Below are 23,223 nucleotides of genomic sequence, written 5' to 3'. Positions count from 1 at the left end.
CCGTCAGAGGTAAAGCAGCTCGAACGTCGCCGAGCCGTTGAGTGGTATGTAGTTACTGAGATCCAGATTCTGCGAGGGGCCGATGACCGGAACAAGGGTCATGGGAAACGTATGCACGACCCCTGGCATCGGCCCTGCTGCCAGCGACGCCCCCCATGAGTAGCGCAGGTTGCCACCCTCCACGTTTTTCCCGACCAGGGTTGCCGTATCCGGACTATCCCAGTTGGGCATGCTCCCTTGCTTGTACATCACCATGGAAGGCTGACCATCGACCGTAGGTGTCCCGAAGCGCAGCCCGTAACCACCGATTTTTTTAGCTCCAGGCGCCAGGCCGATTCCATAGATATACAACGGCCAGTCCGTTCCATCGACAATGATGCCCGGCAGTTGAGTATGAGCCTGATTGTCATGCACCTTGATCGCCATGGGCGCGGACGCCGAGCAGGTCACGTTCAAGGATATGGTGTGATTGGTCAGCTCGGTCTGACGGTCGGGGTTCAGAGATGCGGCAGAAATATCCCCCAGATTGACCGTGTTACCGCCGGTGAATGCAGGCTTGCATGAGGTCGGCACGATGGTGCCGGTGATGTTCAGATCCCCACCAGCAGCCATGACCAATGACGGACACAGGGCACCTGCTATAGCTATTGCACGAAAGGTCTTGCACATGAAAATTCTCACTCCATAAGAATCGAAAGATGACAGCCAGCTGCGCTTCTTCTGCTGAAAAACAGGAACCTTCCTGCCTCAGAATCGGCGTTGTCATTATTCCGGTTGCTTCCCGGTAGCGATGTAAGGCGAGGGTGTATTGCGCGCTGGAAAAATCGCTGAGGGGCGTAGCTGATGTGCGCCGGAAAAATCGTCAATTCGTTTGAGAACTCTCGCGGTGCCGACAGTCATAAGCTACAGGCAGCTCTGGTTCAGGGGTCGGATTGCCTGACCGTCGAACCGAAAACACGCTGCGTACGCCGTGCCATACTCCTGACCTCGCCCACACCTGGAACAATCCGACTTGAGCTCCAGACACTCTCTGCCGTTTGTACTGTTGTTCGTCCTGCTGCTCGCCGGGTGTGCTTCGCTGGATACTCCGCGCGAGCCCAGCCAGGCCCTGCCGGCCAATGGATCGGCGTTCGGCCGCTCGATCCAGGCCCAGGCGGCGCCGCACAAAGGCCAGTCCGGTTTTCGCCTGCTGTCCAACAGCACCGAAGCCTTTACTGCCCGTGCCGAGCTGATCCGCAACGCTCAAAGCAGTCTCGATTTGCAGTACTACATCGTCCATGACGGGATCAGTACGCGAATGCTGGTGGAAGAAGTCTTGAAGGCTGCCGATCGTGGCGTGCGGGTGCGCATCCTGCTGGACGACACCACCAGCGACGGCCTCGACCTGATCATCGCCACGCTGGCGGCGCATCCGCAGATCCAGATCCGCCTGTTCAATCCATTGCACCTGGGGCGCAGCACCGGCGTTACCCGTGCAGCCGGGCGGCTGTTCAACCTGTCGCAGCAGCACCGGCGGATGCATAACAAGTTGTGGCTGGCGGACAACAGCGCGGCCATCGTCGGCGGACGCAATCTGGGCGATGAATACTTCGATGCCGAGCCCAACCTGAACTTCACCGACATCGACATGCTGAGTGTCGGGCCGGTCGCCGAACAACTCGGGCACAGTTTCGATCAGTACTGGAACAGCGCTCTGAGCAAACCGATCGACGAATTTCTCTCCAGCAAACCATCAGCCAAAGACCTGCAGAACACCCGCACGCGCCTGGAAGAGTCACTCGAGGAGACCCGTAAACAGAACCACGCGCTGTACCAACAGCTGATGACCTTCACTACTCACCCGCGCATGGACATCTGGCGCCGGGAGCTGATCTGGGCCTGGAACCAGGCGTTGTGGGATGCACCAAGCAAGGTGCTGGCGGACGGCGAGCCAGACCCGCAACTGCTGCTGACAACGCAATTGGCGCCAGAACTGCGGGGCGTCAGCAAGGAACTGATGATGATCTCCGCCTACTTCGTACCCGGTCAGCCGGGGCTGGTTTACCTGACCGGCCGCGCCGACGCGGGCGTATCGGTGACCCTGCTGACCAACTCGCTGGAAGCCACCGACGTGCCGGCGGTGCACGGTGGTTACGCGCCATATCGCAAGGCGTTGCTGGAACATGGTGTGAAGCTCTACGAACTGCGGCGCCAGCCCGGGGATAACTACGGCAGCGGCCCGCACCTGTTTTACAGCAAGTCTTATCGCGGTTCGGACTCGAGCCTGCACAGCAAGGCGATGATCTTCGACGGCAAAAAATCGTTCATCGGCTCGTTCAATTTCGACCCGCGCTCGGTGCTGTGGAACACCGAGGTCGGCGTGTTGGTGGACAGCCCCGAACTGGCGGCCCATGTGCGCGAACTGGCCTTACAGGGCATGGCGCCGGCGCTGAGCTACGAAGCGAAACTGCAGGACGGAAAAGTGGTGTGGGTCACCGAGGACAATGGCCAGATGCATACGTTGACCAAGGAGCCCGGCAGTTGGTGGCGGCGCTTCAATGCGTGGTTCAGCACCACCGTGGGACTGGAGCGGATGCTGTAGCAGCCCGCTCCAGCCGGCTCATCAAGCGGGCTCCGGCACCTTGCCGAACGCCCCTTGCCGCGACAGCAGAATCACCAGCCCGAACGCACCGGCCGCCATCAGCCACGGCAACGCATGCCCGCTGATCCACTGACTGCCGGCCCCCGCCATCAACGGCCCGATCAGACAACCGACGCCCCACAGCTGCGCGACATGCGCGTTGGCCCGCACCAGCGCATCGTCGCGGTAGCGCTCGCCGATCAGGATCAGCGACAGGGTGAACAGTCCACCGGCACTGGCGCCGAACAGCACCCACAGCGGCCAGATCAGCAAGGTGTCGAGCAACATCGGGATCGCCAGACTCGACAACATCAGCACCACGGCGCAGCCGGTGAACAAAGTCCGCCGCGACAGGTAGTCGGCCAGCGCACCGATCGGCAATTGCAGCAGTGCATCGCCCACCACCACGGTGCTAACCATCGCCAGCGCGATTTCCGCGGTGAAGCCCTGTTGCAGGCAATACACCGGCAACAGCGTCAGGATCATCGCTTCGAACGCGGCGAAGAGCGACACCGCCCAGGCGATGGCCGGTAGTTCACGAGCGAAACCCCACAGGTCGCCGAAAGTCACGCTGCTGGCCTCGCTGCTTGGCGCGCCGCTGCGGCCCAGCAGCAGAAACGGCGAAGCGATCAGCAGACCGACACCCACCCAGAAACCGTAATCGTGATCCGTGCCGAGTGCGCCCAACAGCAACGGACCAGACAGTTGGCTCAACGCATAACTGCTGCCATACAGAGCGACCAGTCGCCCGCGCCAGTGCTCGACCACCAGTTGATTGATCCAGCTCTCGCCGAGGATGAACACGATGGTCAGAACCACGCCGATCATCAGCCGCAGCACCAGCCAGATCGGGTAGCTCGGCAGCAGCGCCAGCAGGCCGATGGACAGCGCCCCGGCCCACAGGCACAGGCGCATCAGGTTTGCCGTACCGAAGCGCGCCGCCAGATGACTGGAGATCTTCGCCCCCAGCAACACGCCGATGGCCGGCATCGCCGCCATCACGCCAATGGCGAACGAGCCGTAGCCCCAGCCCTCCAGGCGCAACGATACCAGCGGCATGCTGACCCCAAGGGCCAGGCCAACACTCAAGACAGACGCCAACACGGCGAAATACGTCGCCCAACGCATGGTCCACGCTCCTGTGGATATTTTTTATGTGCACCACAAAACATTGTGGGAGCGAGCTTGCTCGCGATAACGGTTTCACATTCAGCAAATGTGCTGACTGATACACCGCTTTCGCGAGCAAGCTCGCTCCCACAGGGATCTTTGTATCGTTCGGGAGCCCGCCTCGGCAGGCTCCCTCAGCGATTTACAGCTTGATCCAGGTCGCCTTCAGCTCGGTGTATTTGTCGAACGCATGCAGCGACTTGTCGCGACCGTTGCCCGACTGTTTGAAGCCGCCGAACGGTGCGGTCATGTCGCCGCCATCGTATTGGTTGACCCACACGCTGCCGGCACGCAGCGCCTTGGCGGTCAGGTGTGCCTTGGAAGTGTCCTGAGTCCACACCGCTGCCGCCAGACCGTAAGGCGTGTCGTTGGCGATGCTGATCGCTTCCTCGGCGGTATCGAACGCAATGACCGACAGCACCGGGCCGAAGATCTCTTCCTGAGCGATCTTCATCGCGTTGCTCACACCGTCGAAAATCGTCGGTTCAACGTAAGTGCCACCGGTTTCCTGAAGAGTGCGCTTGCCGCCAGCCACCAGTTTGGCACCGTCGGTGTGACCCGACTCGATGTAGGACAGTACGGTGTTCATCTGTTGGGTGTCGACCAGCGCACCCACGTTGGTGGCCGGGTCCAGCGGGTTACCCGGTTTCCAGGTTTTCAGCGCCTCGATCACCATCGGCAGGAATTTGTCCTTGATCGAACGCTCGACCAGCAGACGCGAGCCGGCGGTGCAGACTTCGCCCTGGTTGAAGGCGATGGCGCTGGCGGCGGATTCGGCGGCGGCTTGCAGGTCCGGTGCATCGGCAAACACGATGTTCGGGCTCTTGCCGCCGGCTTCCAGCCACACGCGCTTCATGTTCGATTCGCCGGAATAGATCATCAGTTGCTTGGCGATCTTGGTCGAACCGGTGAACACCAGGGTGTCGACATCGTTGTGCAGCGCGAGCGCCTTGCCGACGGTGTGGCCATAGCCTGGCAACACGTTCAGCACGCCTTTCGGAATACCGGCCTCGACCGCCAGTTCGGCGATACGGATGGCGGTCAGCGGGGATTTTTCCGACGGCTTGAGGATCACCGAGTTACCGGTCGACAGCGCCGGGCCGAGCTTCCAGCAGGCCATCATCAGCGGGAAGTTCCACGGCACGATGGCGCCGACCACGCCGACGGGCTCACGGGTCACCAGACCCAGTTGATCGTGCGGCGTAGCGGCGACTTCGTCGTAGATCTTGTCGATCGCTTCACCGCTCCAGCTCAGCGCTTGCGCAGCGCCCGGCACGTCGATGTACAGCGAATCGCTGATCGGCTTGCCCATGTCGAGGGTTTCGAGCAGGGCCAGTTCTTCGGCGTGCTGCTTGAGCAGGCCGGCGAAACGGATCATGGTGGCTTTGCGTTTGGTCGGCGCCAGGCGCGACCAGACACCGGAATTGAAGGTGGCGCGGGCGTTTTCCACGGCGCGCTGGGCGTCGGCGGCGTCACAGCTGGCAATCTTGCCCAGCAGACGGCCATCGACCGGGCTGATGCACTCGAAGGTCTCGCCGGAGACGGCATCGGTGTACTCGCCATTAAGGTAGGCGCGGCCTTCGATCTTCAGGTCGCGGGCGCGTTGTTCCCAGTCGGCACGAGTCAGGGTGGTCATTCGAGTGTCCTCCTCTTGTTCAATACGAGCGCCGCGATCGTCGCGGTCGTCCTCAGGAATACTGCCCGGCCAGCCTGCTTTTCGGCCCAAGGCATCCGCCACCCTAAACCAGCGGCCGGGGTTGTTTCAATATATTTGACATAAGCTCGCCATACGGCCTTGCGGCGTTCAATTTAATCAACATAGACTTTGGCCCTTTCACGCCATCGCGCCGTCATCACGGGAGAAAACAACAATGAACATCCAGAACGTCGTCGACATCAGCCTGACCACCACCGAAGCCGAACGCTATCGCCCGGACCCGGCCAAAGTACTAAAGGGCGATCCCGAGCAGGCGGTGTTCAATCAATACGACAGCCCTTGCGGGCAAATGGGCGTCGGCGTGTGGGAGGGTGCGGTGGGTCAGTGGACGGTGAATTACACCGAGCATGAATACTGCGAAATCCTCCAGGGCGTTTCCGTGCTGCGTGACGGCGAAGGCAATGCAAAGACCCTGCGCGTCGGCGACCGCTTCGTTATTCCGGCCGGCTTCCGTGGCACCTGGGAAGTGCTGGAAGCTTGCCGCAAGGTCTATGTGATCTTCGAACAGAAGGTCTGAACCGACACAAGTGGTGACTACGCAAGTAAGACGCGTGCGGTGCTTCTGAGCGAAACTTCGCGGCAGCGCTCATACATCGGGCAATTTCCTACCGAGGCAGGATGTTTCGGCAGGCTCGACCGATGAGCGCTCCCAACTGAATGGAACGCAAGGAGGCACCATGCCTGATTTCTGCAATATCAACGCTGCACAATTTGCTATCGGCCAAATCGCCACCCCTGAGACCCTGAGCGCTATCCGCACTGCGGCCGGAGTTCAGAAACATCGACTGGAACGGCCGGAAGACTTGTTCAATCTCCTGCCCAAGCCCGACCGAATCCGGGTATTGGTCAACGATCGCAATGAGATCGATGAACTGATCTGCGGTTGATTGCCAACCGCCAGGCAACAAAAAAGGCCCGTATCGTGAGATACGGGCCTTTTTCGTAAGTCGGGAAAAATCAATTACTTGATTTTGCCTTCCTTGTAGATCACGTGCTTGCGAACAACCGGATCATATTTCTTGATCTCGATTTTGTCCGGGGTAGTACGCTTGTTCTTGTCGGTAGTGTAGAAGTGACCAGTACCGGCGCTCGAGATCAAACGAATCAATTCACGCATGATTAGCTCCCTTAAACCTTGCCGTCGCGACGCAGCTCGGCCAGCACAACGCTGATGCCACGCTTGTCGATGATACGCATGCCTTTGGCGGAAACGCGCAGGCGTACGAAACGTTTCTCTTCTTCAACCCAGAAGCGGTGATGCTGCAGGTTCGGCAGGAAACGACGACGGGTTTTGTTGTTTGCGTGGGAAATGTTGTTCCCAGTCACCGGACCCTTACCGGTAACTTGACATACTCTAGACATGCCTCAGCCCTCTAAAACCACATGCCCAACCCGGCATGGGTTGGCCGCTTAATCTCTAGTCATTGTGGCGCCAGGCGCCGCGATTCTTTAGAGGTCTTACCGGCTACACCTACAAGCGAAGGAACCGGGCCCCTAGAAAAGAGCGCTGCTTTATACCAGAAAGACCACGGAGCAACAACTTTCCGTGTGCAAAGAATGGCTAAAAAGCCGCTTTTTCTGGCCGCAAGCGCCTTGGACAAAGGCTGCCGGCAATTTTTACCATTCGTCGAAGAAAAACGATCATACCCGCGTTCGAGACTTTTCCTGCCGTCTCTTCCGACAAATCCTGCGCCGCGCAGCCCCGAAAATGCAAAAAGGGGATAGTCATTTGTAATCGCGACCACTAGGGTAGGCCTTTTCCAGACTGCACTTGCAGATGGGCCTTCGATCTGTAAAGGAAGCCGACCATGCGCCTCGCTGCCCTCCCCCTGCTCTTCGCCCCGCTGTTACTGAGTCCACTGGCCCAGGCCGCCGCCCTGAGCGTCTGCACCGAGGCCAGTCCCGAAGGCTTCGACGTGGTGCAGTACAACTCGCTGACCACCACTAACGCCTCGGCGGACGTACTGATGAACCGTCTGGTGGATTTCGACACCGCCAGCGGCAAGGTGGTCCCGAGCCTGGCCGACAGCTGGGAAGTCAGCACCGACGGCCTGACCTATGTGTTCAAGCTGCACCCGCAGGTGAAGTTCCACACCACCGACTACTTCAAGCCGACCCGCGAGCTGACCGCCGAAGACGTCAAGTTCAGCTTCGACCGCATGCTCGACCCGGCCAACCCGTGGCACAAGGTTGCCCAGAGCGGCTTCCCGCACGCCCAGTCGATGCAGTTGCCGAGCCTGATCAAAAAGATCGACGCACTGGATCCGCTGACCGTACGCTTCACCCTCGATCATCCGGACTCGACATTCCTCGCGACCCTGAGCATGGGTTTCGCCTCCATTTATTCTGCTGAATACGCCGACAAGCTGCTGAAAGCCGATGCCACCGACAAGCTCAACAGCCAACCGGTCGGCACCGGCCCGTTCGTGTTCACTCGGTTCCAGAAAGACGCCTCGATCCGCTACAAGGCCAACCCGGACTACTTCCGCGGCAAGCCCGCGGTGGACCCGCTGATTTTCGCCATCACCCCGGACGCCAACGTGCGCCTGCAAAAGCTGCGGCGTAACGAGTGCCAGATCGCCCTGTCTCCAAAACCACTGGACGTACAGGCGGCGAAGCAGGAGCCGACGCTGAAAGTCGAAAAGACCGACGCGTTCATGACCGCGTTCGTCGGCATCAACAGCCAGCATCCCCCACTGGACAAACCGGAAGTGCGCCAGGCAATCAACCTTGCCTTCGACAAGGCCAACTACCTCAAAGCCGTGTTCGAGGACACCGCCGAAGCCGCCAACGGCCCGTATCCGCCGAACACCTGGAGCTACGCGAAGAATCTGCCGGGTTACGCCCACGACGTGAACAAGGCCAAGGCATTGCTGGCCAAGGCTGGATTGAAGGACGGTTTCCAGACCACCATCTGGACCCGTCCGTCCGGCAGCCTGCTGAACCCGAACCCGAGCCTCGGTGCGCAGTTACTGCAATCGGATCTGGCGGAAATCGGTATTCAGGCGGAAATCCGCGTAATCGAATGGGGCGAACTGATCCGTCGCGCCAAGGCTGGCGAGCATGACCTGCTGTTCATGGGCTGGGCCGGCGATAACGGCGACCCGGACAACTTCCTGACCCCGCAGTTTTCCTGCGCGGCGGTGAAGTCCGGCACCAACTTCGCCCGCTACTGCAATGCCGACCTGGACAAGCTGATCAGCGCCGGCAAGACCACCAGCGAGCAAGGCGTGCGCACCAAGCTCTATGAACAGGCACAGGCGCAGATTCAGCAGCAGGCGCTGTGGCTGCCGCTAGCACATCCGACTGCCTACGCCCTGACGCGTAAAGACGTGCAGGGTTACTCGGTGAGCCCGTTCGGACGGCAGGATTACTCCAAGGTCACCCTGAAGTAACCTGCCACACACAAACCCTGTGGGAGCGAGCTTGCTCGCGAAAGCGTTCTATCAGCTGACAGCAATGTCGACTGGCATGACGCCTTCGCGAGCAAGCTCGCTCCCACAGGGATACTGCATCACCCTCACATCCAGCCACACTCCGCCATCGACAACGGCTCGCCATCACCGACGATGAAGTGATCGAGCACCCGCACGTCGATCAGCTCCAAAGCCTTCTGCAAACGCTTGGTCAATAATCGATCAGCCTGACTCGGATCGCTATTCCCCGACGGATGGTTATGGCACAGGATCACCGCTGCCGCGTTGTTGGCCAGGGAGCGCTTCACGACTTCCCGGGGATGCACGGCGGTGTTGTCGATCGAGCCGCGAAACAGCGTCTCGAAGGTCAGCACCTGATGTTTGGAGTCGAGAAACAGGCAACCGAAAACCTCGTGCGGCTCGTGGCGCAGCATGGCTTTGAGGTAATCACGCACGACCTGCGGGTTTTCCAACGCCGTTTTTTGCCGCATGCGTTCGGCCAGGTGTCGCCGGCCCATTTCCAGCACGGCCTGCAACTGGGCGAACTTCGCCGGGCCCAAGCCCAATTGTTCACTGAACGTTGCGAGATCGGCCTCAAGCAAGGCACGCAAGCTTCCGAACTGACCCAACAGATGTCTTGCGACATCCACCGCGCTTTTACCGGATACGCCGGTCCTTAGAAAAATCGCCAGCAATTCAGCATCGGAAAGACTTCCCGAGCCCTGTTCCAACAACTTCTCCCGCGGCCTTTCCGCCGCCGGCCAATCGCGAATACTCATGCACATTCCTTGTCTGTGGGCGCCGCTGTTCCGTAGCGGTCGCTGTGATATCGTAGCCCATCTTTTTTGCGGGCGAATTCACCCTGGGGAGGGGGTTTCGCCACGTATGTCACCAACGAAATGAAAGGCAGACCTATGCAGCGGCTGTATCGGAAACGCATCGTTCTGGGCGTCGGCGGCGGTATCGCTGCCTACAAGAGCGCCGACCTTGTGCGCCGCCTGATCGATCAGGGCGCCGAAGTGCGCGTGGTCATGACCCGTGGCGGCAGCGAATTCATCACCCCGCTGACCATGCAGGCGCTGTCCGGCCACCCGGTTCACCTGGATTTGCTCGACCCGGCTGCCGAAGCGGCGATGGGCCACATCGAACTGGCCAAATGGGCCGATCTGGTGCTGATCGCCCCGGCCACCGCCGACCTGCTGGCTCGCCTGGCCCAAGGCATTGCCAACGATCTGCTGACCACATTGGTGCTGGCCACCGACGCCATCGTCGCTGTCGCCCCGGCCATGAACCAGGCCATGTGGCGCGACCCGGCGACTCAGGCCAACCTGCAACTCCTTGAAAGCCGTGGCCTGAAGACCTTCGGCCCGGCCTCCGGCAGCCAGGCCTGCGGCGACGTCGGCATGGGCCGCATGATGGAAGCCACCGATCTGGCCCAGCTCGCGGCGGACTGCTTCCAGCGTCAGGCGCTGACCGGCAAGCACGTGGTGATCACCGCCGGCCCGACCCAGGAAAACATCGACCCGGTGCGCTACATCACCAACCACAGCTCCGGCAAAATGGGCTTCGCCCTGGCTGAAGCAGCAGTGGAAGCCGGCGCCCGCGTGACCCTGATCAGCGGCCCGGTGCACCTGCCGACGCCGGATCGCGTCACCCGGATCGACGTGGTCAGCGCCCGCGACATGCTCGCAGCGTGTGAAGCCGCGATCCCTTGCGACATCTTCATCGCCTCGGCGGCGGTGGCGGATTACCGTCCGGAAGTCGTCGCCCCGCAAAAATTAAAGAAAGACCCTACGAGCGGTGACGGCTTCGTCCTGCAAATGGTGCGCAACCCGGACATCCTGGCCACCATCGCGACCCGTCCCGATCGTCCGTTCAGTGTCGGTTTCGCCGCCGAGACCGAACACCTGCTCGACTACGCTGCACGCAAGCTGAAGGACAAGAATCTCGATCTGATCGTCGCCAACGACGTCGCCAACCCGAGCATCGGTTTCAACAGCGAAGAAAACGCCTGCAGCGTCATCGACCGTGGGCTGCACGCCACGGTTTTCGCCCAGACCAGCAAGAGCAAGATCGCTCGCCAGCTCGTCACTTTTATCGCCGAACGTCTGAACCAGGTTTAATTTACATGCACGCTTTGCAAGCCAAGATCCTCGACCCACGCATCGGCACCGAATTCCCGCTGCCGCAATACGCTACACCGGGCTCCGCCGGCCTCGACCTGCGCGCCATGCTGCAAGAGGACATCGTGATCAAGCCGGGTGAAACCGTGCTGATCCCTACCGGGCTGTCGGTCTACATCGGCGATCCGAACCTCGCCGCGCTGATCCTGCCGCGCTCGGGCATGGGCCATAAGCACGGCATCGTGCTGGGCAACCTCGTCGGTCTGATCGACTCCGACTACCAGGGCCCGCTGATGGTGTCCTGCTGGAACCGTGGCCAGACCGAATTCACCATGCCGGTCGGCGAGCGCCTGGCGCAGTTGGTGCTGGTGCCGGTGGTGCAGGCGCACTTCGAAATGGTCGAAGAGTTCGTCGAGACCGAACGCGGCGCTGGTGGTTTCGGTCACTCCGGCACCAAGTGATCGGCTAGAAATCTGTCGTGGCGAGGGCGTGTTTCTCGCCAAGAAATTCAAAATGTCATCTGCAAGGTTTAGCGCCGAAAATCAAGGCATTGGCAGGCCAAAGCCACGCCGCACAAGGCGTCATGGCCCTTTCACACCACGAACTCTCTGGGAAAAGCGCCGTCATACCCTTCAGTTTGAGTCTGCCGTCGTATTGATTCGCCGGCATGTCCCGCCACTTTCGAGATGGAGCATTTTCGCAGATGAGCACCCCCGCCCAAGTCGCCCCGAAGCTTCCCGACAGCATCTTCCGCGCCTACGACATTCGCGGCACCGTGCCGGAATTCCTCAATGCCGAAACCGCCTACTGGATCGGCCGCGCCATTGGCTCCCAGAGCCTGGCCCAGGGCGAACCGAACGTGTCCGTCGGCCGTGACGGCCGCCTGTCCGGTCCGGAACTGGTTGCCGAGCTGATCCGCGGCATCGCCGAAAGCGGCTGCCATGTCAGCGACGTCGGCCTGGTGCCGACGCCTGCGCTGTACTACGCCGCCAACGTGTTGGCCGGCAAATCCGGCGTGATGCTCACCGGCAGCCACAACCCGTCGAACTACAACGGCTTCAAGATCGTGATCGCCGGCGACACTCTCGCCAACGAACAGATCCAGGTCCTGCATGACCGAATCAAGACCGGCAATCTGAGCAGCGGCACGGGCAGCGTGACCCAGGTCGAAATTCTCGATCGTTACAACACCGAAATCGTCCAGGACATCAAACTGGCCCGGCGCCTGAAAGTCGTGGTCGACTGCGGCAACGGCGCGGCCGGCGTGATCGCCCCGCAACTGATCGAAGCGCTGAACTGCGAAGTCATCCCTCTATTCTGCGAAGTCGACGGTAACTTCCCGAACCATCACCCGGATCCGGGCAAGCCTGAAAACCTCGTCGACCTGATCGCCAAGGTCAAGGAAACCAAGGCTGACATCGGCCTGGCCTTCGACGGCGACGGCGATCGCGTCGGCGTGGTGACCAACACCGGCACCATCGTCTTTCCGGACCGTCTGCTGATGCTGTTCGCCCGTGACGTGCTGGCCCGCAACCCGGGCGCAGAAATCATCTTCGACGTCAAATGCACCCGTCGCCTGATTCCGCTGATCAAGGAATACGGCGGCCAGTCGTTAATGTGGAAGACCGGTCACTCGTTGATCAAAAAGAAGATGAAACAGTCCGGTGCGCTATTGGCCGGAGAAATGAGCGGGCACATTTTCTTCAAGGAACGCTGGTTCGGTTTCGACGACGGCATTTACAGCGCCGCACGGCTGCTGGAAATCCTCAGCAAGGAAAAATCCGACGCGGAAACGCTATTCGCGACCTTCCCGAACGATATTTCCACGCCGGAAATCAATATCCATGTGACCGAAGAGAGCAAATTCAGCATCATTGATGCACTGCACGATGCACAGTGGGGCCCAGGCGCCGACCTGACCACCATTGACGGCGTGCGGGTCGACTACGCCAAAGGCTGGGGCCTGGTGCGCGCGTCCAACACCACACCGGTGCTGGTGCTGCGCTTCGAGGCCGATGACGAGGCTGAACTGCAGCGCATCAAGGCTGTGTTCCATGCCCAACTGAAACGCGTTGCACCTGATCTCCAACTACCGTTCTGATTGCTGATTCACCCGGAGCCCTGAATGACCCTCGAACGCGATGCCGCCGCCAACACTGCCAAGGTCCTGTCCGAAGCGCTGCCTTACATCCGCCGATACGTCGGCAAGACCCTGGTGATCAAATACGGCGGCAACGCGATGGAAAGCGAGGAGCTGAAAACCGGCTTCGCCCGCGACATCGTGCTGATGAAAGCCGTGGGCATCAACCCGGTGGTCGTGCACGGCGGTGGCCCGCAGATCGGTGATCTGCTCAAGCGCCTGTCGATCGAAAGCCATTTCGTCGACGGCATGCGCGTCACCGACGCCGCGACCATGGACGTGGTGGAAATGGTCCTCGGCGGCCAGGTCAACAAAAGCATCGTCAACCTGATCAACCGCCACGGCGGCAGCGCCATCGGCCTGACCGGTAAAGACGCCGGGCTGATTCGTGCGAAAAAGCTCACCGTCACCCGCCAGACCCCGGAGATGACCCAGCCGGAAATCATCGACATCGGCCATGTGGGCGAAGTGGTCGGGATCAACACCGAACTGCTGAACCTGCTGGTCAAAGGCAACTTCATCCCGGTGATCGCGCCGATCGGTGTGGGTGAAAACGGCGAGTCGTACAACATCAACGCTGACCTGGTGGCTGGCAAGGTTGCCGAAGCGCTGAAAGCCGAGAAGCTGATGTTGCTGACCAACATCGCCGGCCTGATGGACAAATCGGGCACCGTGCTGACCGGCCTGAGCACCCAGCAAGTCGACGACCTGATCGCCGACGGCACCATCTACGGCGGCATGCTGCCGAAGATCCGCTGCGCGCTGGAAGCGGTTCAGGGCGGCGTGGGCAGCTCGCTGATCATCGACGGCCGCGTGCCGAATGCGATCCTGCTGGAAATCTTCACCGACACCGGTGTAGGTACGCTGATCAGCAATCGCAAGCGTCCGTAAGCGATAGCGCATACAAAAAGGCCCCGCTCAGCCTGGCTGAGCGGGGTCTTTTTTTACCCGGAAGAAGCGATCAGACGCCGAACTGGGCGCGATAAGCTTCAACGGCTGGCAGGTGCTGCTTGAGCTGCGGGTCGTCTGCCAGGAATTCCAGCACCTGGTTCAGCGACACGATGCTGATGACCGGGATGCCGAAATCACGCTCGACTTCCTGAATCGCCGACAGCTCGCCGTTGCCGCGCTCCTGACGGTTCAGGGCGATCAGCACGCCAGCAGCCTTGGCGCCGTCCTGGGAAGCGATGATCTGCATCACCTCACGGATCGCAGTGCCGGCGGTGATCACGTCGTCGATGATCAGCACTTCACCGGTCAGCGGTGCGCCGACCAGGCTGCCACCTTCGCCGTGGGCCTTGGCTTCCTTGCGGTTGAAGCACCATGGCAGGTCACGGTTGTGGTGCTCGGCCAGCGCCACGGCAGTGGTTGCCGCCAGCGGGATGCCTTTGTAGGCCGGGCCGAACAATACGTCGAACGGAATACCGCTCTCGGCGATGGCTGCGGCGTAGAAACGACCCAGCTGCGCCAGCGCCGAACCCGAATTGAACAGGCCGGCATTGAAGAAGTAAGGACTGGTGCGCCCGGACTTCAGGGTGAACTCACCGAAGCGCAAAACGCCGCGATCGATGGCAAAACGAATGAAATCGCGCTGATACGCTTGCATGAAAAAAACCCCAAATACCACGGATTTAGCTAATTAGCTTGACGCCGTGTATCATACACGCACGCGATTTTTGGGGCCATTTATGCGGATCATCAGTGTGAACGTCAATGGTATTCAGGCTGCAGTCGAGCGCGGTTTGCTCAGTTGGCTGCAGGCACAGAATGCCGACGTCATCTGCCTGCAGGACACCCGTGCCTCCGCCTTTGAACTGGACGACCCAGCCTTCCAACTGGATGGCTACTTCCTTTATGCCTGCGATGCTGAAGTCCCTGCCCAAGGCGGCGTGGCTTTGTATTCGCGGTTGCAACCGAAGGCTGTCATCAGCGGTCTCGGATTCGAGACGGCCGACCGCTACGGGCGCTACCTGCAAGCAGATTTCGACAAAGTCAGTATTGCCACCTTGCTGCTCCCTTCGGGGATGAACGGCGATGAGGACTTGAACCAGAAGTTCAAGCTCATGGACGACTTCGGCAAGTACCTGGACAAACAGCGGCGCAAACGTCGCGAGTACATTTATTGTGGCTCGCTGTACGTCGCGCAGCAGAAGCTCGACATCAAGAACTGGCGCGACAGCCAGCAATCTCCGGGCTTCCTGGCGCCAGAACGCGCCTGGATGGACGAGATTGTCGGCAACATGGGCTACGTAGACGCCCTGCGCGAAGTCAGCCGCGAAGGCGACCAGTACAGCTGGTGGCCGGACAACGAACAGGCCGAGATGCTGAATCTGGGCTGGCGTTTCGACTACCAGATCCTGACCCCGGGCCTGCGGCGTTTCGTGCGCAGTGCACGCCTGCCGCGTCAGCCACGGTTCTCGCAGCACGCGCCGCTGATCGTCGACTACGACTGGACGCTGACTATCTAAGCGTCGTTTCGCAGTAGAAAAAATGCCCGTATCGCAGGATACGGGCATTTTTTATGGGTCAGTCTCAGGCTGGAATGTGCTTTAGACAGCAGCGAAGAACGGCAGCGCCAGGTACAACTTGATCACGATGACATTGATGATATCGATGAAGAATGCACCCACCATCGGTACGACCAGAAACGCGATCTGCGAAGGCCCGTAACGCTGCGTCACCGCTTGCATGTTGGCGATGGCAGTCGGCGTCGCACCAAGGCCGAAACCGCAATGCCCCGCCGCCAGCACTGCCGCATCGTAGTTGCGCCCCATCACCCTGAACGTCACGAACACCGCGAACAGCGCCATGACCAGTGCCTGCACGGCCAGAATGATGAAGATCGGCAACGCCAGCGCTGCCAGGTCCCACAACTTGAGTGACATCAGCGCAATCGCCAGAAACAGCGACAGGCTGACGTTGCCCAGCACCGAAACTTCACGCTCGAATACCTGATACAGGCCAAACGCCGAGAGGCCGTTGCGCAGCACAACACCCACGAACAAAACACAAACGAATGTCGGCAACTCGAAAGCCGTGCCATGCAACAGTCCGTTCAGGAGATTGCCGACCAGCAGACTGACCGCGATCAGTGCCAGGGTTTCGATGAATGAAAATGGCGTGATCGAGCGCTCCTTGTTCGGCTGCTCGAAGCCCTTTGGCAGACGCGGCGCCTCCTGCGCGTGGCAACCAGGCACCTCTACACGCTTGATAAGCAGGCGAGCAACCGGCCCACCGATCAGACCACCCAGCACCAGACCGAATGTCGCCGAGGCTATCGCCAGTTCAGAGGCGGAAGCCAGGCCGTATTTCTCGCTGAATACCGTTCCCCACGCGGCGCCGGTTCCGTGACCTCCGGCTAGCGTGATAGAGCCCGTCAACAGCCCCATCAGCGGATCGAGCCCCAGCATTGTGGCGAGTCCGATACCCATGGCGTTCTGCAGGATCAGGAGGCCGGTGACCGCCAGTAGAAATACGCCCACTACGCGACCGCCCTTCTTGAGGCTGGCGAAGTCGGCACTCAGACCGATAGTGGCAAAAAACGCCAGCATGAGCGGTGTCTGCAACGATGTATCGAAACGAACTTCCATATCGAGCGCTCGCAATACCAGAAGGACCAGAGCAACCAACAGGCCACCCGCAACGGGTTCGGGAATATTGAAATTGCGCAGTACACCAACACGGAATACAAGGCCGCGCCCCAGCAAAAGTACGAGGGAAGCGGCCACGAGCGTGCCGTAGAAATCGAGCTGAATCATCTGGATTATTCTTGGCTATATATTCAGAGGCGAACTTTCCCTGGATACGCCTCATGAACCGGTGAACTGTTCAGCACCGGAAACACTGGGATTCAAAAGCCTTCGATGGCTTGAACATATCGAAATATTTCTGAAGGAATATTACGTGCGACAACCTTAACAAGCACAAACTCATGCTGCCAATGACCTTGGTAAGACCAAGGCATTACAGTTGTGACTAAAAATGTAAGATGGATGAATATATAAAATATCTTCTACCACTCATCGCAGACAGAATACTCCTACAAACAAAGCAGGTTTATTTAGTTGCAAAAAAAGCCCTGATAAGTCAGGGCTTTTAAATATGCAGAATTAATTATTCCAACATGCACCTTTCGGCTGAATGCTATTTGATCAACCGCCAGGTAAACGGATAACGATACGGAAAACCTTCATTGGCTTTTACGCCACCGATGATCGTCAACACCAGCGCCGCAATGGCCAGCAGGCCGAACAGCACGAACCCGATGATCAACAGCATCAGCACGAAGCAGATCATCGAAGCGATCGCCACGGTGATCTGGAAATTCAGCGCTTCCTTGCCCTGGGCGTCGATGAACGGATCGGTCTCGCGCTTCATCTGCCACAGGACCAACGGCCCGATCAGCGTGCCGAACGGAATCCAGATCCCCAACAAGGCGGACAAGTGACAAAACATCGCCCATTGACGAACCTCCTGGCTCGGCTTGGGCAGCAACTCTTGCTCATCACTCATCGCGTCCTCCTTGCGGGTTACGAACCTGCTCAGTCGGCCAGTGCAGCCTTTTGCAGTTCGAAAATCTCGTTCATGCCTTTCTTGGCCAGCTCCAGCATCGCGTTCAGCTCTTCAGGCTGGAACGGCGCGCCTTCGGCGGTACCCTGCACTTCGATGAAACCACCGGTGCTGGTCATTACCACGTTGAGGTCGGTCTCGGCGGCGGAATCTTCAAGATAGTCCAGATCCAGCACCGGCTCGCCCTGGTACATGCCCACGGAAACAGCGCCGATCATTTGCTTGAGCGGGTCGCCGCCTTTCAGGCCGCCGCGCTTCTTGATCACTTTCAGTGCATCGACCAGCGCCACCATGGCGCCGGTGATCGACGCGGTGCGGGTGCCGCCGTCGGCCTGGATCACGTCGCAGTCGACGTACAGGGTGACGTCACCCAGCTTGGACATATCCAGCGCAGCGCGCAGGGAACGGCCGATCAGACGCTGGATTTCCAGGGTGCGACCGCCCTGCTTGCCACGGCTGGCTTCACGCTGGTTACGCTCGCCAGTGGCGCGCGGCAGCATGCCGTATTCGGCGGTCAGCCAACCCTGGCCCTGACCTTTGAGGAAACGCGGCACGCCATTTTCGACGCTGACGGTGCAGATGACTTTGGTATCACCGAATTCGACCAGTACGGATCCCTCGGCGTGTTTGGTGTAGTTGCGGGTAATGCGGATCGAGCGGAGCTGATCGGCAGCGCGACCACTTGGACGTTTCATAGGAGATACCTGTACTGGGGACGGAAAACTGCGGAGCATTATAGAGCCGCGCACCGCGCCTGGGCACTCGTTAAAAAATCCCGCCGACGACCGAAGGCCCTGAAACGCGCTTCGCCGACGGCCTGCAGCCCTTTGTCACACCGTGTGTTTGGGCGCATCTGCCGCACTGCGCTACAATCCTGCGCCTTTGCTGCCAGTCGGCTTAAATTCATTGATATCGAGCTGCGGAGCTTCAATTCGCGCCGATCTGTATCGCGAGGTCACCCCATGGTGCACAGCATGACCGCCTTCGCCCGCGTCGAAAAAGCCGGCGTTCAGGGCACCCTGAGCTGGGAGCTGCGCTCGGTCAACAGCCGCTACCTGGAACCCCATCTGCGTTTGCCGGAATCGTTTCGCGACCTCGAAGGCGCCGTCCGCGAAGCCCTGCGCCAGGGCCTGTCGCGCGGCAAACTGGAATGCACCCTGCGCTTCACCGAGGAAAGCACCGGCAAGCCGCTGCAAGTGGATCGCGAGCGCGCCGCACAACTGGTCGCCGCGGCCGAAACCGTCGCCGGCCTGATCAAGAACCCGGCCGCGCTGAACCCGCTGGAAGTACTGGCCTGGCCGGGCGTACTGGTGGCCGACGCCACCGACCCGCAGGCGTTGAACGCCGAAGCGCTGGCCCTGTTCAATCAGGGCCTGAAAGACCTCAAGGCCGGCCGCGAGCGCGAAGGCGCGGAGCTGGCGCGCCTGATCAACGATCGCCTGACCTCCATCGAGGAAGACGTGGTGACCCTGCGCGAACTGGTTCCGCAAATGCTCGCCACCCAGCGCCAGAAAGTCCTCGACCGCTTCGCCGACATGAAGGCCGAGATGGACCCTCAGCGTCTGGAACAGGAAATGGTCATGCTCGCGCAAAAGAGCGACGTGGCCGAAGAACTGGATCGCCTGAGCACCCACATCATCGAAGTTCGCCGGGTCTTGAAGTCCGGCGGTGCCGCCGGCCGGCGCCTGGACTTCCTGATGCAGGAACTCAACCGCGAAGCCAACACACTGGGCTCCAAGGCCTTCGATCCGCGCAGCACCCAGGCGGCGGTCAACCTCAAGGTGTTGATCGAGCAGATGCGCGAACAAGTGCAGAATATTGAGTAAGGCAACAGACATGACCCACAGCACAGGCACCCTGTACATCATTTCCGCCCCTTCGGGTGCGGGCAAGAGCAGTCTGGTCAAGGCCCTGACCGACGCCAACCCGGAAATCCGCGTCTCGATTTCCCACACCACCCGCGCCATGCGCCCGGGCGAAGTGGACGGAGTGAACTATCACTTCGTGACCCGCGAAGAGTTCGTGAAGATGGGCGAGCACGGCGACTTCCTGGAACGCGCCGAAGTCTTCGGCAACTTCTACGGCACCTCGCAAAGCCGCCTGCAGCAGACCCTGGACGAAGGCCACGACCTGATTCTGGAAATCGACTGGCAAGGCGCCGAGCAAGTGCGCAAGCTGATGCCGCAGGCCCGCTCGATCTTCATTCTGCCGCCATCGCTGCAGGCCCTGCACCAGCGCCTGACCAACCGTGGCCAGGACAGCGACGAGATCATCGACGGCCGGATGCGCGAAGCCGTCAGCGAGATGAGCCACTACGTCGAGTACGACTACCTGATCATCAACGACGATTTCGCCCACGCACTTGACGATCTGAAGGCGATTTTCCGCGCCAATCAGCTGCAACAGAAACGCCAACAGGTGCGTTTCGGCAAATTGCTGGCTGAATTGCTGGGCTGAAACAGCACTTCCCAAAACCGCTGCAAGGGCTTTACATTGGCACTTGCAGCGCGTTGAAGAGTCTGGTCAAAAAATCAGCGCTTCCCTAATCGCTGGTGATTTTTTAAACTGTTGAGTCCGCTCGCCCAACCGGGCAGCGCGCATATTGCATTCGCTCCGAGGAATACCATGGCCCGCGTAACCGTTGAAGACTGCCTAGAACACGTGGAAAACCGCTTTGAGCTGGTCATGCTCTCTACCAAGCGTGCCCGTCAACTGGCCACCGGCGGCAAAGAGCCCCTGGTTCAGTGGGAAAACGACAAACCGACCGTAGTTGCGCTGCGTGAAATCGCTGAAGGCATGATTACCTACGAGTTCATCGCCGAGCAGGAAATCGTCCACGAAGACCCTGTCTTCGCTGCGTTCGAGGACGAGTCCAACGAGGCCGTCTAAGCCTATGCCTGGTCGACGTAGCACGGCGCGGGATCACAGCCTACGGCAGGAGACATCATGCCGAGCATAGACGCCCTCGCCGATCGCTTATCGACCTACCTCGGCAACGACCAGGTGAACCTGGTCCGCCGAGCGTATTTCTACGCCGAACAAGCCCACGACGGCCAACGCCGCCGCAGCGGCGAGGCGTACGTCACGCATCCTCTTGCCGTGGCGAATATTCTTGCCGACATGCACATGGACCATCAGAGCCTGATGGCCGCGATGCTGCATGACGTGATCGAAGACACCGGTATCGCCAAGGAAGCGCTGCAAGCGCAGTTCGGTGAAACCGTGGCCGAACTGGTCGACGGGGTCAGCAAACTGACCCAGATGAACTTCGAGACCAAGGCCGAAGCCCAGGCTGAAAACTTCCAGAAAATGGCCATGGCCATGGCACGCGACATTCGCGTGATCCTGGTCAAGCTCGCCGACCGCCTGCACAACATGCGCACGCTGGAAGTGCTGTCCGGCGAAAAACGCCGACGCATTGCCAAGGAAACCCTCGAGATCTACGCACCCATCGCCAACCGGCTGGGCATGCATGCGATCCGCATCGAGTTCGAAGACCTCGGTTTCAAGGCGATGCACCCGATGCGTTCCGCGCGGATCTACCAGGCCGTCAAGCGCGCCCGGGGCAACCGCAAGGAAATCGTCAACAAGATCGAAGAATCCCTCGGCCACTGCCTCGCCATCGACGGCATCCAGGGCGAAGTCAGCGGTCGCCAGAAACACCTATACGGCATCTACAAGAAAATGCGCGGCAAGCGTCGGGCCTTCAACGAGATCATGGACGTCTACGCGTTCCGGATCATCGTCGACAAGGTCGATACCTGCTACCGCGTGCTGGGTGCTGTACATAATTTGTACAAACCGTTGCCGGGGCGCTTCAAGGATTACATCGCGATCCCCAAGGCCAACGGCTATCAATCGCTGCACACCACACTGTTCGGCATGCACGGTGTACCGATCGAGATCCAGATCCGCACCCGTGAAATGGAAGAGATGGCCAACAACGGCATCGCCGCCCATTGGCTGTACAAATCCAGCGGTGACGAGCAGCCGAAAGGCACTCACGCCCGGGCCCGTCAGTGGGTCAAAGGCGTGCTGGAAATGCAGCAACGTGCCGGCAACTCGCTGGAATTCATTGAAAGCGTGAAAATCGACCTGTTCCCGGACGAGGTCTACGTGTTCACGCCCAAAGGCCGGATCATGGAGCTGCCCAAAGGCTCCACGGCGGTCGACTTTGCCTACGCGGTGCACACCGACGTCGGCAACAGCTGCATCGCCTGCCGGATCAACCGTCGTCTCGCACCGCTGTCCGAACCGTTGCAAAGCGGCTCTACTGTCGAGATCGTCAGCGCTCCCGGCGCACGGCCGAATCCGGCGTGGCTCAACTTCGTGGTCACCGGCAAGGCGCGGACCCACATCCGCCATGCACTGAAACTGCAACGCCGCTCCGAATCCATCAGCCTCGGCGAGCGCCTGCTGAACAAGGTGCTCAACGGCTTCGACAGCGCGCTGGAACAGATTCCGGCCGAACGCGTGAAGGCGATGCTCACCGAGTACCGCCTCGAACTGATCGAAGACCTGCTCGAAGACATCGGCTTGGGCAACCGCATGGCCTACGTCGTGGCACGCCGCCTGCTCGGCGAAGGCGAACAACTGCCGAGCCCGGAAGGCCCGCTGGCGATTCGCGGCACCGAAGGCCTGGTCCTCAGTTATGCCAAATGTTGTACGCCGATCCCGGGCGACCCGATTGTCGGTCACCTCTCGGCGGGCAAAGGCATGGTCGTGCACCTGGACAACTGCCGCAACATCAGCGAAATCCGCCATAACCCGGAAAAATGCATCCAGCTCTCGTGGGCCAAGGATGTCACCGGCGAATTCAACGTCGAACTGCGCGTCGAGCTGGAACACCAGCGCGGCCTGATCGCCCTGCTGGCCAGCAGCGTCAACGCAGCCGACGGCAATATCGAGAAAATCAGCATGGACGAACGCGATGGTCGCATCAGCGTTGTCCAGTTGGTGGTCAGCGTCCACGACCGTGTGCACCTGGCCCGCGTGATCAAGAAACTGCGCGCCCTGACCGGGGTGATTCGCATCACCCGCATGCGTGCATAACTCAAACATTACAAGGAGTCATACATGACCAAGACTGTTATCACCAGCGACAAGGCCCCGGCCGCCATCGGTACTTACTCCCAGGCGATCAAGGCCGGCAATACCGTTTACATGTCGGGTCAGATTCCCCTCGATCCAAAAACCATGGAACTGGTCGAAGGCTTCGAAGCCCAGACCGTCCAGGTGTTCGAGAACCTGAAAGCCGTGGCCGAAGCTGCTGGCGGTTCGTTCAAGGACATCGTCAAGCTGAACATCTTCCTCACCGACCTGAGCCATTTCGCCAAGGTCAACGAGATCATGGGCAAGTACTTCGACCAGCCGTACCCGGCGCGCGCCGCCATCGGCGTGGCAGCCCTGCCAAAGGGTTCGCAGGTTGAAATGGATGCCATTCTGGTCATCGAGTAATGCGCACGGCG

Annotated in this window: 23 protein-coding genes and 1 pseudogene; 14 read left to right on the top strand and 10 right to left on the bottom strand. The window is 60.1% G+C overall.

Annotated features, from left to right (window positions below; translation table 11 throughout):
- Positions 1–3: 3 nt before the first annotated feature.
- Positions 4–669, bottom strand: a complete 666-nt coding sequence (locus N8H71_RS05125) for a DUF1120 domain-containing protein (protein ID WP_262193166.1) — start codon at positions 667–669, stop codon at positions 4–6.
- 343 nt (positions 670–1,012) lie between these two features.
- Between N8H71_RS05125 and N8H71_RS05120 the strand changes: the two genes are divergently transcribed.
- On the top strand, positions 1,013–2,581 hold the full coding sequence (locus N8H71_RS05120) for a phospholipase D family protein (RefSeq protein WP_262193165.1): 1,569 nt from the start codon (positions 1,013–1,015) through the stop codon (positions 2,579–2,581).
- Between the two features lie 21 nt (positions 2,582–2,602).
- On the opposite strand, the gene N8H71_RS05115 is transcribed toward N8H71_RS05120, so the two are convergent.
- Together N8H71_RS05115 and N8H71_RS05110 are read right to left on the bottom strand one after the other, a co-directional pair.
- On the bottom strand, positions 2,603–3,748 hold the full coding sequence (locus N8H71_RS05115; protein ID WP_064379350.1) for an MFS transporter: 1,146 nt from the start codon (positions 3,746–3,748) through the stop codon (positions 2,603–2,605).
- Positions 3,749–3,932: 184 nt separating this feature from the next.
- Complete coding sequence (locus N8H71_RS05110; protein WP_262193164.1) at positions 3,933–5,426, bottom strand: aldehyde dehydrogenase; 1,494 nt, start codon at positions 5,424–5,426, stop codon at positions 3,933–3,935.
- A 235-nt stretch (positions 5,427–5,661) separates the two neighbouring features.
- Here N8H71_RS05110 and N8H71_RS05105 point away from each other — a divergent pair, with 235 nt between their 5' ends.
- Both N8H71_RS05105 and N8H71_RS05100 read left to right on the top strand, forming a co-directional pair.
- Positions 5,662–6,024, top strand: a complete 363-nt coding sequence (locus N8H71_RS05105; protein ID WP_262193163.1) for a cupin domain-containing protein — start codon at positions 5,662–5,664, stop codon at positions 6,022–6,024.
- Between the two features lie 160 nt (positions 6,025–6,184).
- Positions 6,185–6,394, top strand: coding sequence for a hypothetical protein (locus tag N8H71_RS05100; protein ID WP_262193162.1), 210 nt, complete (start codon positions 6,185–6,187; stop codon positions 6,392–6,394).
- A 74-nt stretch (positions 6,395–6,468) separates the two neighbouring features.
- Here the strand turns inward: N8H71_RS05100 and rpmG are convergent, their stop codons facing one another.
- The gene (gene rpmG / locus N8H71_RS05095; RefSeq protein WP_003177274.1) at positions 6,469–6,624 is read right to left on the bottom strand and encodes a 50S ribosomal protein L33; all 156 of its coding nucleotides are present in this window, start codon (positions 6,622–6,624) and stop codon (positions 6,469–6,471) included.
- 11 nt (positions 6,625–6,635) lie between these two features.
- Positions 6,636–6,869: a 50S ribosomal protein L28 gene (rpmB, locus tag N8H71_RS05090; RefSeq protein ID WP_003177273.1), complete on the bottom strand. Its 234-nt coding sequence runs from the start codon at positions 6,867–6,869 to the stop codon at positions 6,636–6,638.
- 446 nt (positions 6,870–7,315) lie between these two features.
- Here rpmB and N8H71_RS05085 point away from each other — a divergent pair, with 446 nt between their 5' ends.
- A complete protein-coding gene (locus tag N8H71_RS05085; RefSeq protein ID WP_085606123.1) occupies positions 7,316–8,902 on the top strand; it encodes an ABC transporter substrate-binding protein in 1,587 nt (528 codons plus the stop codon).
- Between the two features lie 125 nt (positions 8,903–9,027).
- Here N8H71_RS05085 and radC read toward each other — a convergent pair whose 3' ends face one another.
- Positions 9,028–9,702 carry a RadC family protein gene (gene radC / locus N8H71_RS05080; protein ID WP_007954447.1) on the bottom strand — a complete coding sequence of 225 codons (675 nt, stop codon included), beginning with the start codon at positions 9,700–9,702 and terminating at the stop codon, positions 9,028–9,030.
- Positions 9,703–9,837: 135 nt separating this feature from the next.
- Between radC and coaBC the strand changes: the two genes are divergently transcribed.
- The 4 genes and pseudogenes from coaBC to argB all read left to right on the top strand — a co-directional run bounded on the left by coaBC (position 9,838) and on the right by argB (position 14,077).
- Entirely contained in the window at positions 9,838–11,046 is a 1,209-nt protein-coding gene (gene coaBC / locus N8H71_RS05075; RefSeq protein ID WP_085708873.1) for a bifunctional phosphopantothenoylcysteine decarboxylase/phosphopantothenate--cysteine ligase CoaBC, read from the top strand.
- 5 nt (positions 11,047–11,051) lie between these two features.
- Complete coding sequence (gene dut, locus N8H71_RS05070; protein WP_007954445.1) at positions 11,052–11,507, top strand: dUTP diphosphatase; 456 nt, start codon at positions 11,052–11,054, stop codon at positions 11,505–11,507.
- Between the two features lie 263 nt (positions 11,508–11,770).
- Positions 11,771–13,147, top strand: a pseudogene (locus N8H71_RS05065) (phosphomannomutase/phosphoglucomutase); the annotation flags it as partial.
- A 24-nt stretch (positions 13,148–13,171) separates the two neighbouring features.
- Positions 13,172–14,077 (top strand): acetylglutamate kinase, encoded by a 906-nt coding sequence (gene argB / locus N8H71_RS05060; protein WP_007954443.1) that lies wholly within the window; start codon positions 13,172–13,174, stop codon positions 14,075–14,077.
- A 70-nt stretch (positions 14,078–14,147) separates the two neighbouring features.
- Here the strand turns inward: argB and pyrE are convergent, their stop codons facing one another.
- Positions 14,148–14,792, bottom strand: coding sequence for an orotate phosphoribosyltransferase (pyrE, locus tag N8H71_RS05055; RefSeq protein ID WP_007954442.1), 645 nt, complete (start codon positions 14,790–14,792; stop codon positions 14,148–14,150).
- 82 nt (positions 14,793–14,874) lie between these two features.
- On the opposite strand from pyrE, the gene N8H71_RS05050 reads away from it, so the two are divergent.
- Positions 14,875–15,654 carry an exodeoxyribonuclease III gene (locus tag N8H71_RS05050; RefSeq protein ID WP_007920349.1) on the top strand — a complete coding sequence of 260 codons (780 nt, stop codon included), beginning with the start codon at positions 14,875–14,877 and terminating at the stop codon, positions 15,652–15,654.
- 81 nt (positions 15,655–15,735) lie between these two features.
- On the opposite strand, the gene gltS is transcribed toward N8H71_RS05050, so the two are convergent.
- From gltS to rph, 3 genes are all read right to left on the bottom strand, one after another.
- On the bottom strand, positions 15,736–16,944 hold the full coding sequence (gene gltS, locus N8H71_RS05045; RefSeq protein WP_262193161.1) for a sodium/glutamate symporter: 1,209 nt from the start codon (positions 16,942–16,944) through the stop codon (positions 15,736–15,738).
- Positions 16,945–17,329: 385 nt separating this feature from the next.
- A complete protein-coding gene (locus N8H71_RS05040) occupies positions 17,330–17,698 on the bottom strand; it encodes a DUF4870 domain-containing protein (RefSeq protein WP_085731380.1) in 369 nt (122 codons plus the stop codon).
- A 29-nt stretch (positions 17,699–17,727) separates the two neighbouring features.
- Positions 17,728–18,450, bottom strand: a complete 723-nt coding sequence (gene rph, locus N8H71_RS05035; protein ID WP_003229494.1) for a ribonuclease PH — start codon at positions 18,448–18,450, stop codon at positions 17,728–17,730.
- A gap of 267 nt (positions 18,451–18,717) precedes the next feature.
- Here rph and N8H71_RS05030 point away from each other — a divergent pair, with 267 nt between their 5' ends.
- The 5 genes from N8H71_RS05030 (at position 18,718) to N8H71_RS05010 (ending at position 23,212) form a co-directional block, all read left to right on the top strand.
- On the top strand, positions 18,718–19,581 hold the full coding sequence (locus N8H71_RS05030) for a YicC/YloC family endoribonuclease (protein WP_007954440.1): 864 nt from the start codon (positions 18,718–18,720) through the stop codon (positions 19,579–19,581).
- A 10-nt stretch (positions 19,582–19,591) separates the two neighbouring features.
- Complete coding sequence (gmk, locus tag N8H71_RS05025; RefSeq protein WP_003229498.1) at positions 19,592–20,212, top strand: guanylate kinase; 621 nt, start codon at positions 19,592–19,594, stop codon at positions 20,210–20,212.
- Between the two features lie 168 nt (positions 20,213–20,380).
- On the top strand, positions 20,381–20,644 hold the full coding sequence (gene rpoZ / locus N8H71_RS05020) for a DNA-directed RNA polymerase subunit omega (protein WP_119426810.1): 264 nt from the start codon (positions 20,381–20,383) through the stop codon (positions 20,642–20,644).
- Positions 20,645–20,701: 57 nt separating this feature from the next.
- Positions 20,702–22,807 (top strand): bifunctional GTP diphosphokinase/guanosine-3',5'-bis pyrophosphate 3'-pyrophosphohydrolase, encoded by a 2,106-nt coding sequence (gene spoT / locus N8H71_RS05015; protein ID WP_007954439.1) that lies wholly within the window; start codon positions 20,702–20,704, stop codon positions 22,805–22,807.
- Between the two features lie 24 nt (positions 22,808–22,831).
- Positions 22,832–23,212 carry a RidA family protein gene (locus tag N8H71_RS05010; RefSeq protein WP_003229509.1) on the top strand — a complete coding sequence of 127 codons (381 nt, stop codon included), beginning with the start codon at positions 22,832–22,834 and terminating at the stop codon, positions 23,210–23,212.
- Positions 23,213–23,223: the final 11 nt, after the last annotated feature.

The organism is Pseudomonas koreensis, from assembly GCF_025447595.1.
Classification (GTDB): domain Bacteria; phylum Pseudomonadota; class Gammaproteobacteria; order Pseudomonadales; family Pseudomonadaceae; genus Aquipseudomonas; species Aquipseudomonas koreensis_H.
This window is presented reverse-complemented; position numbering and strand designations above follow the sequence as displayed.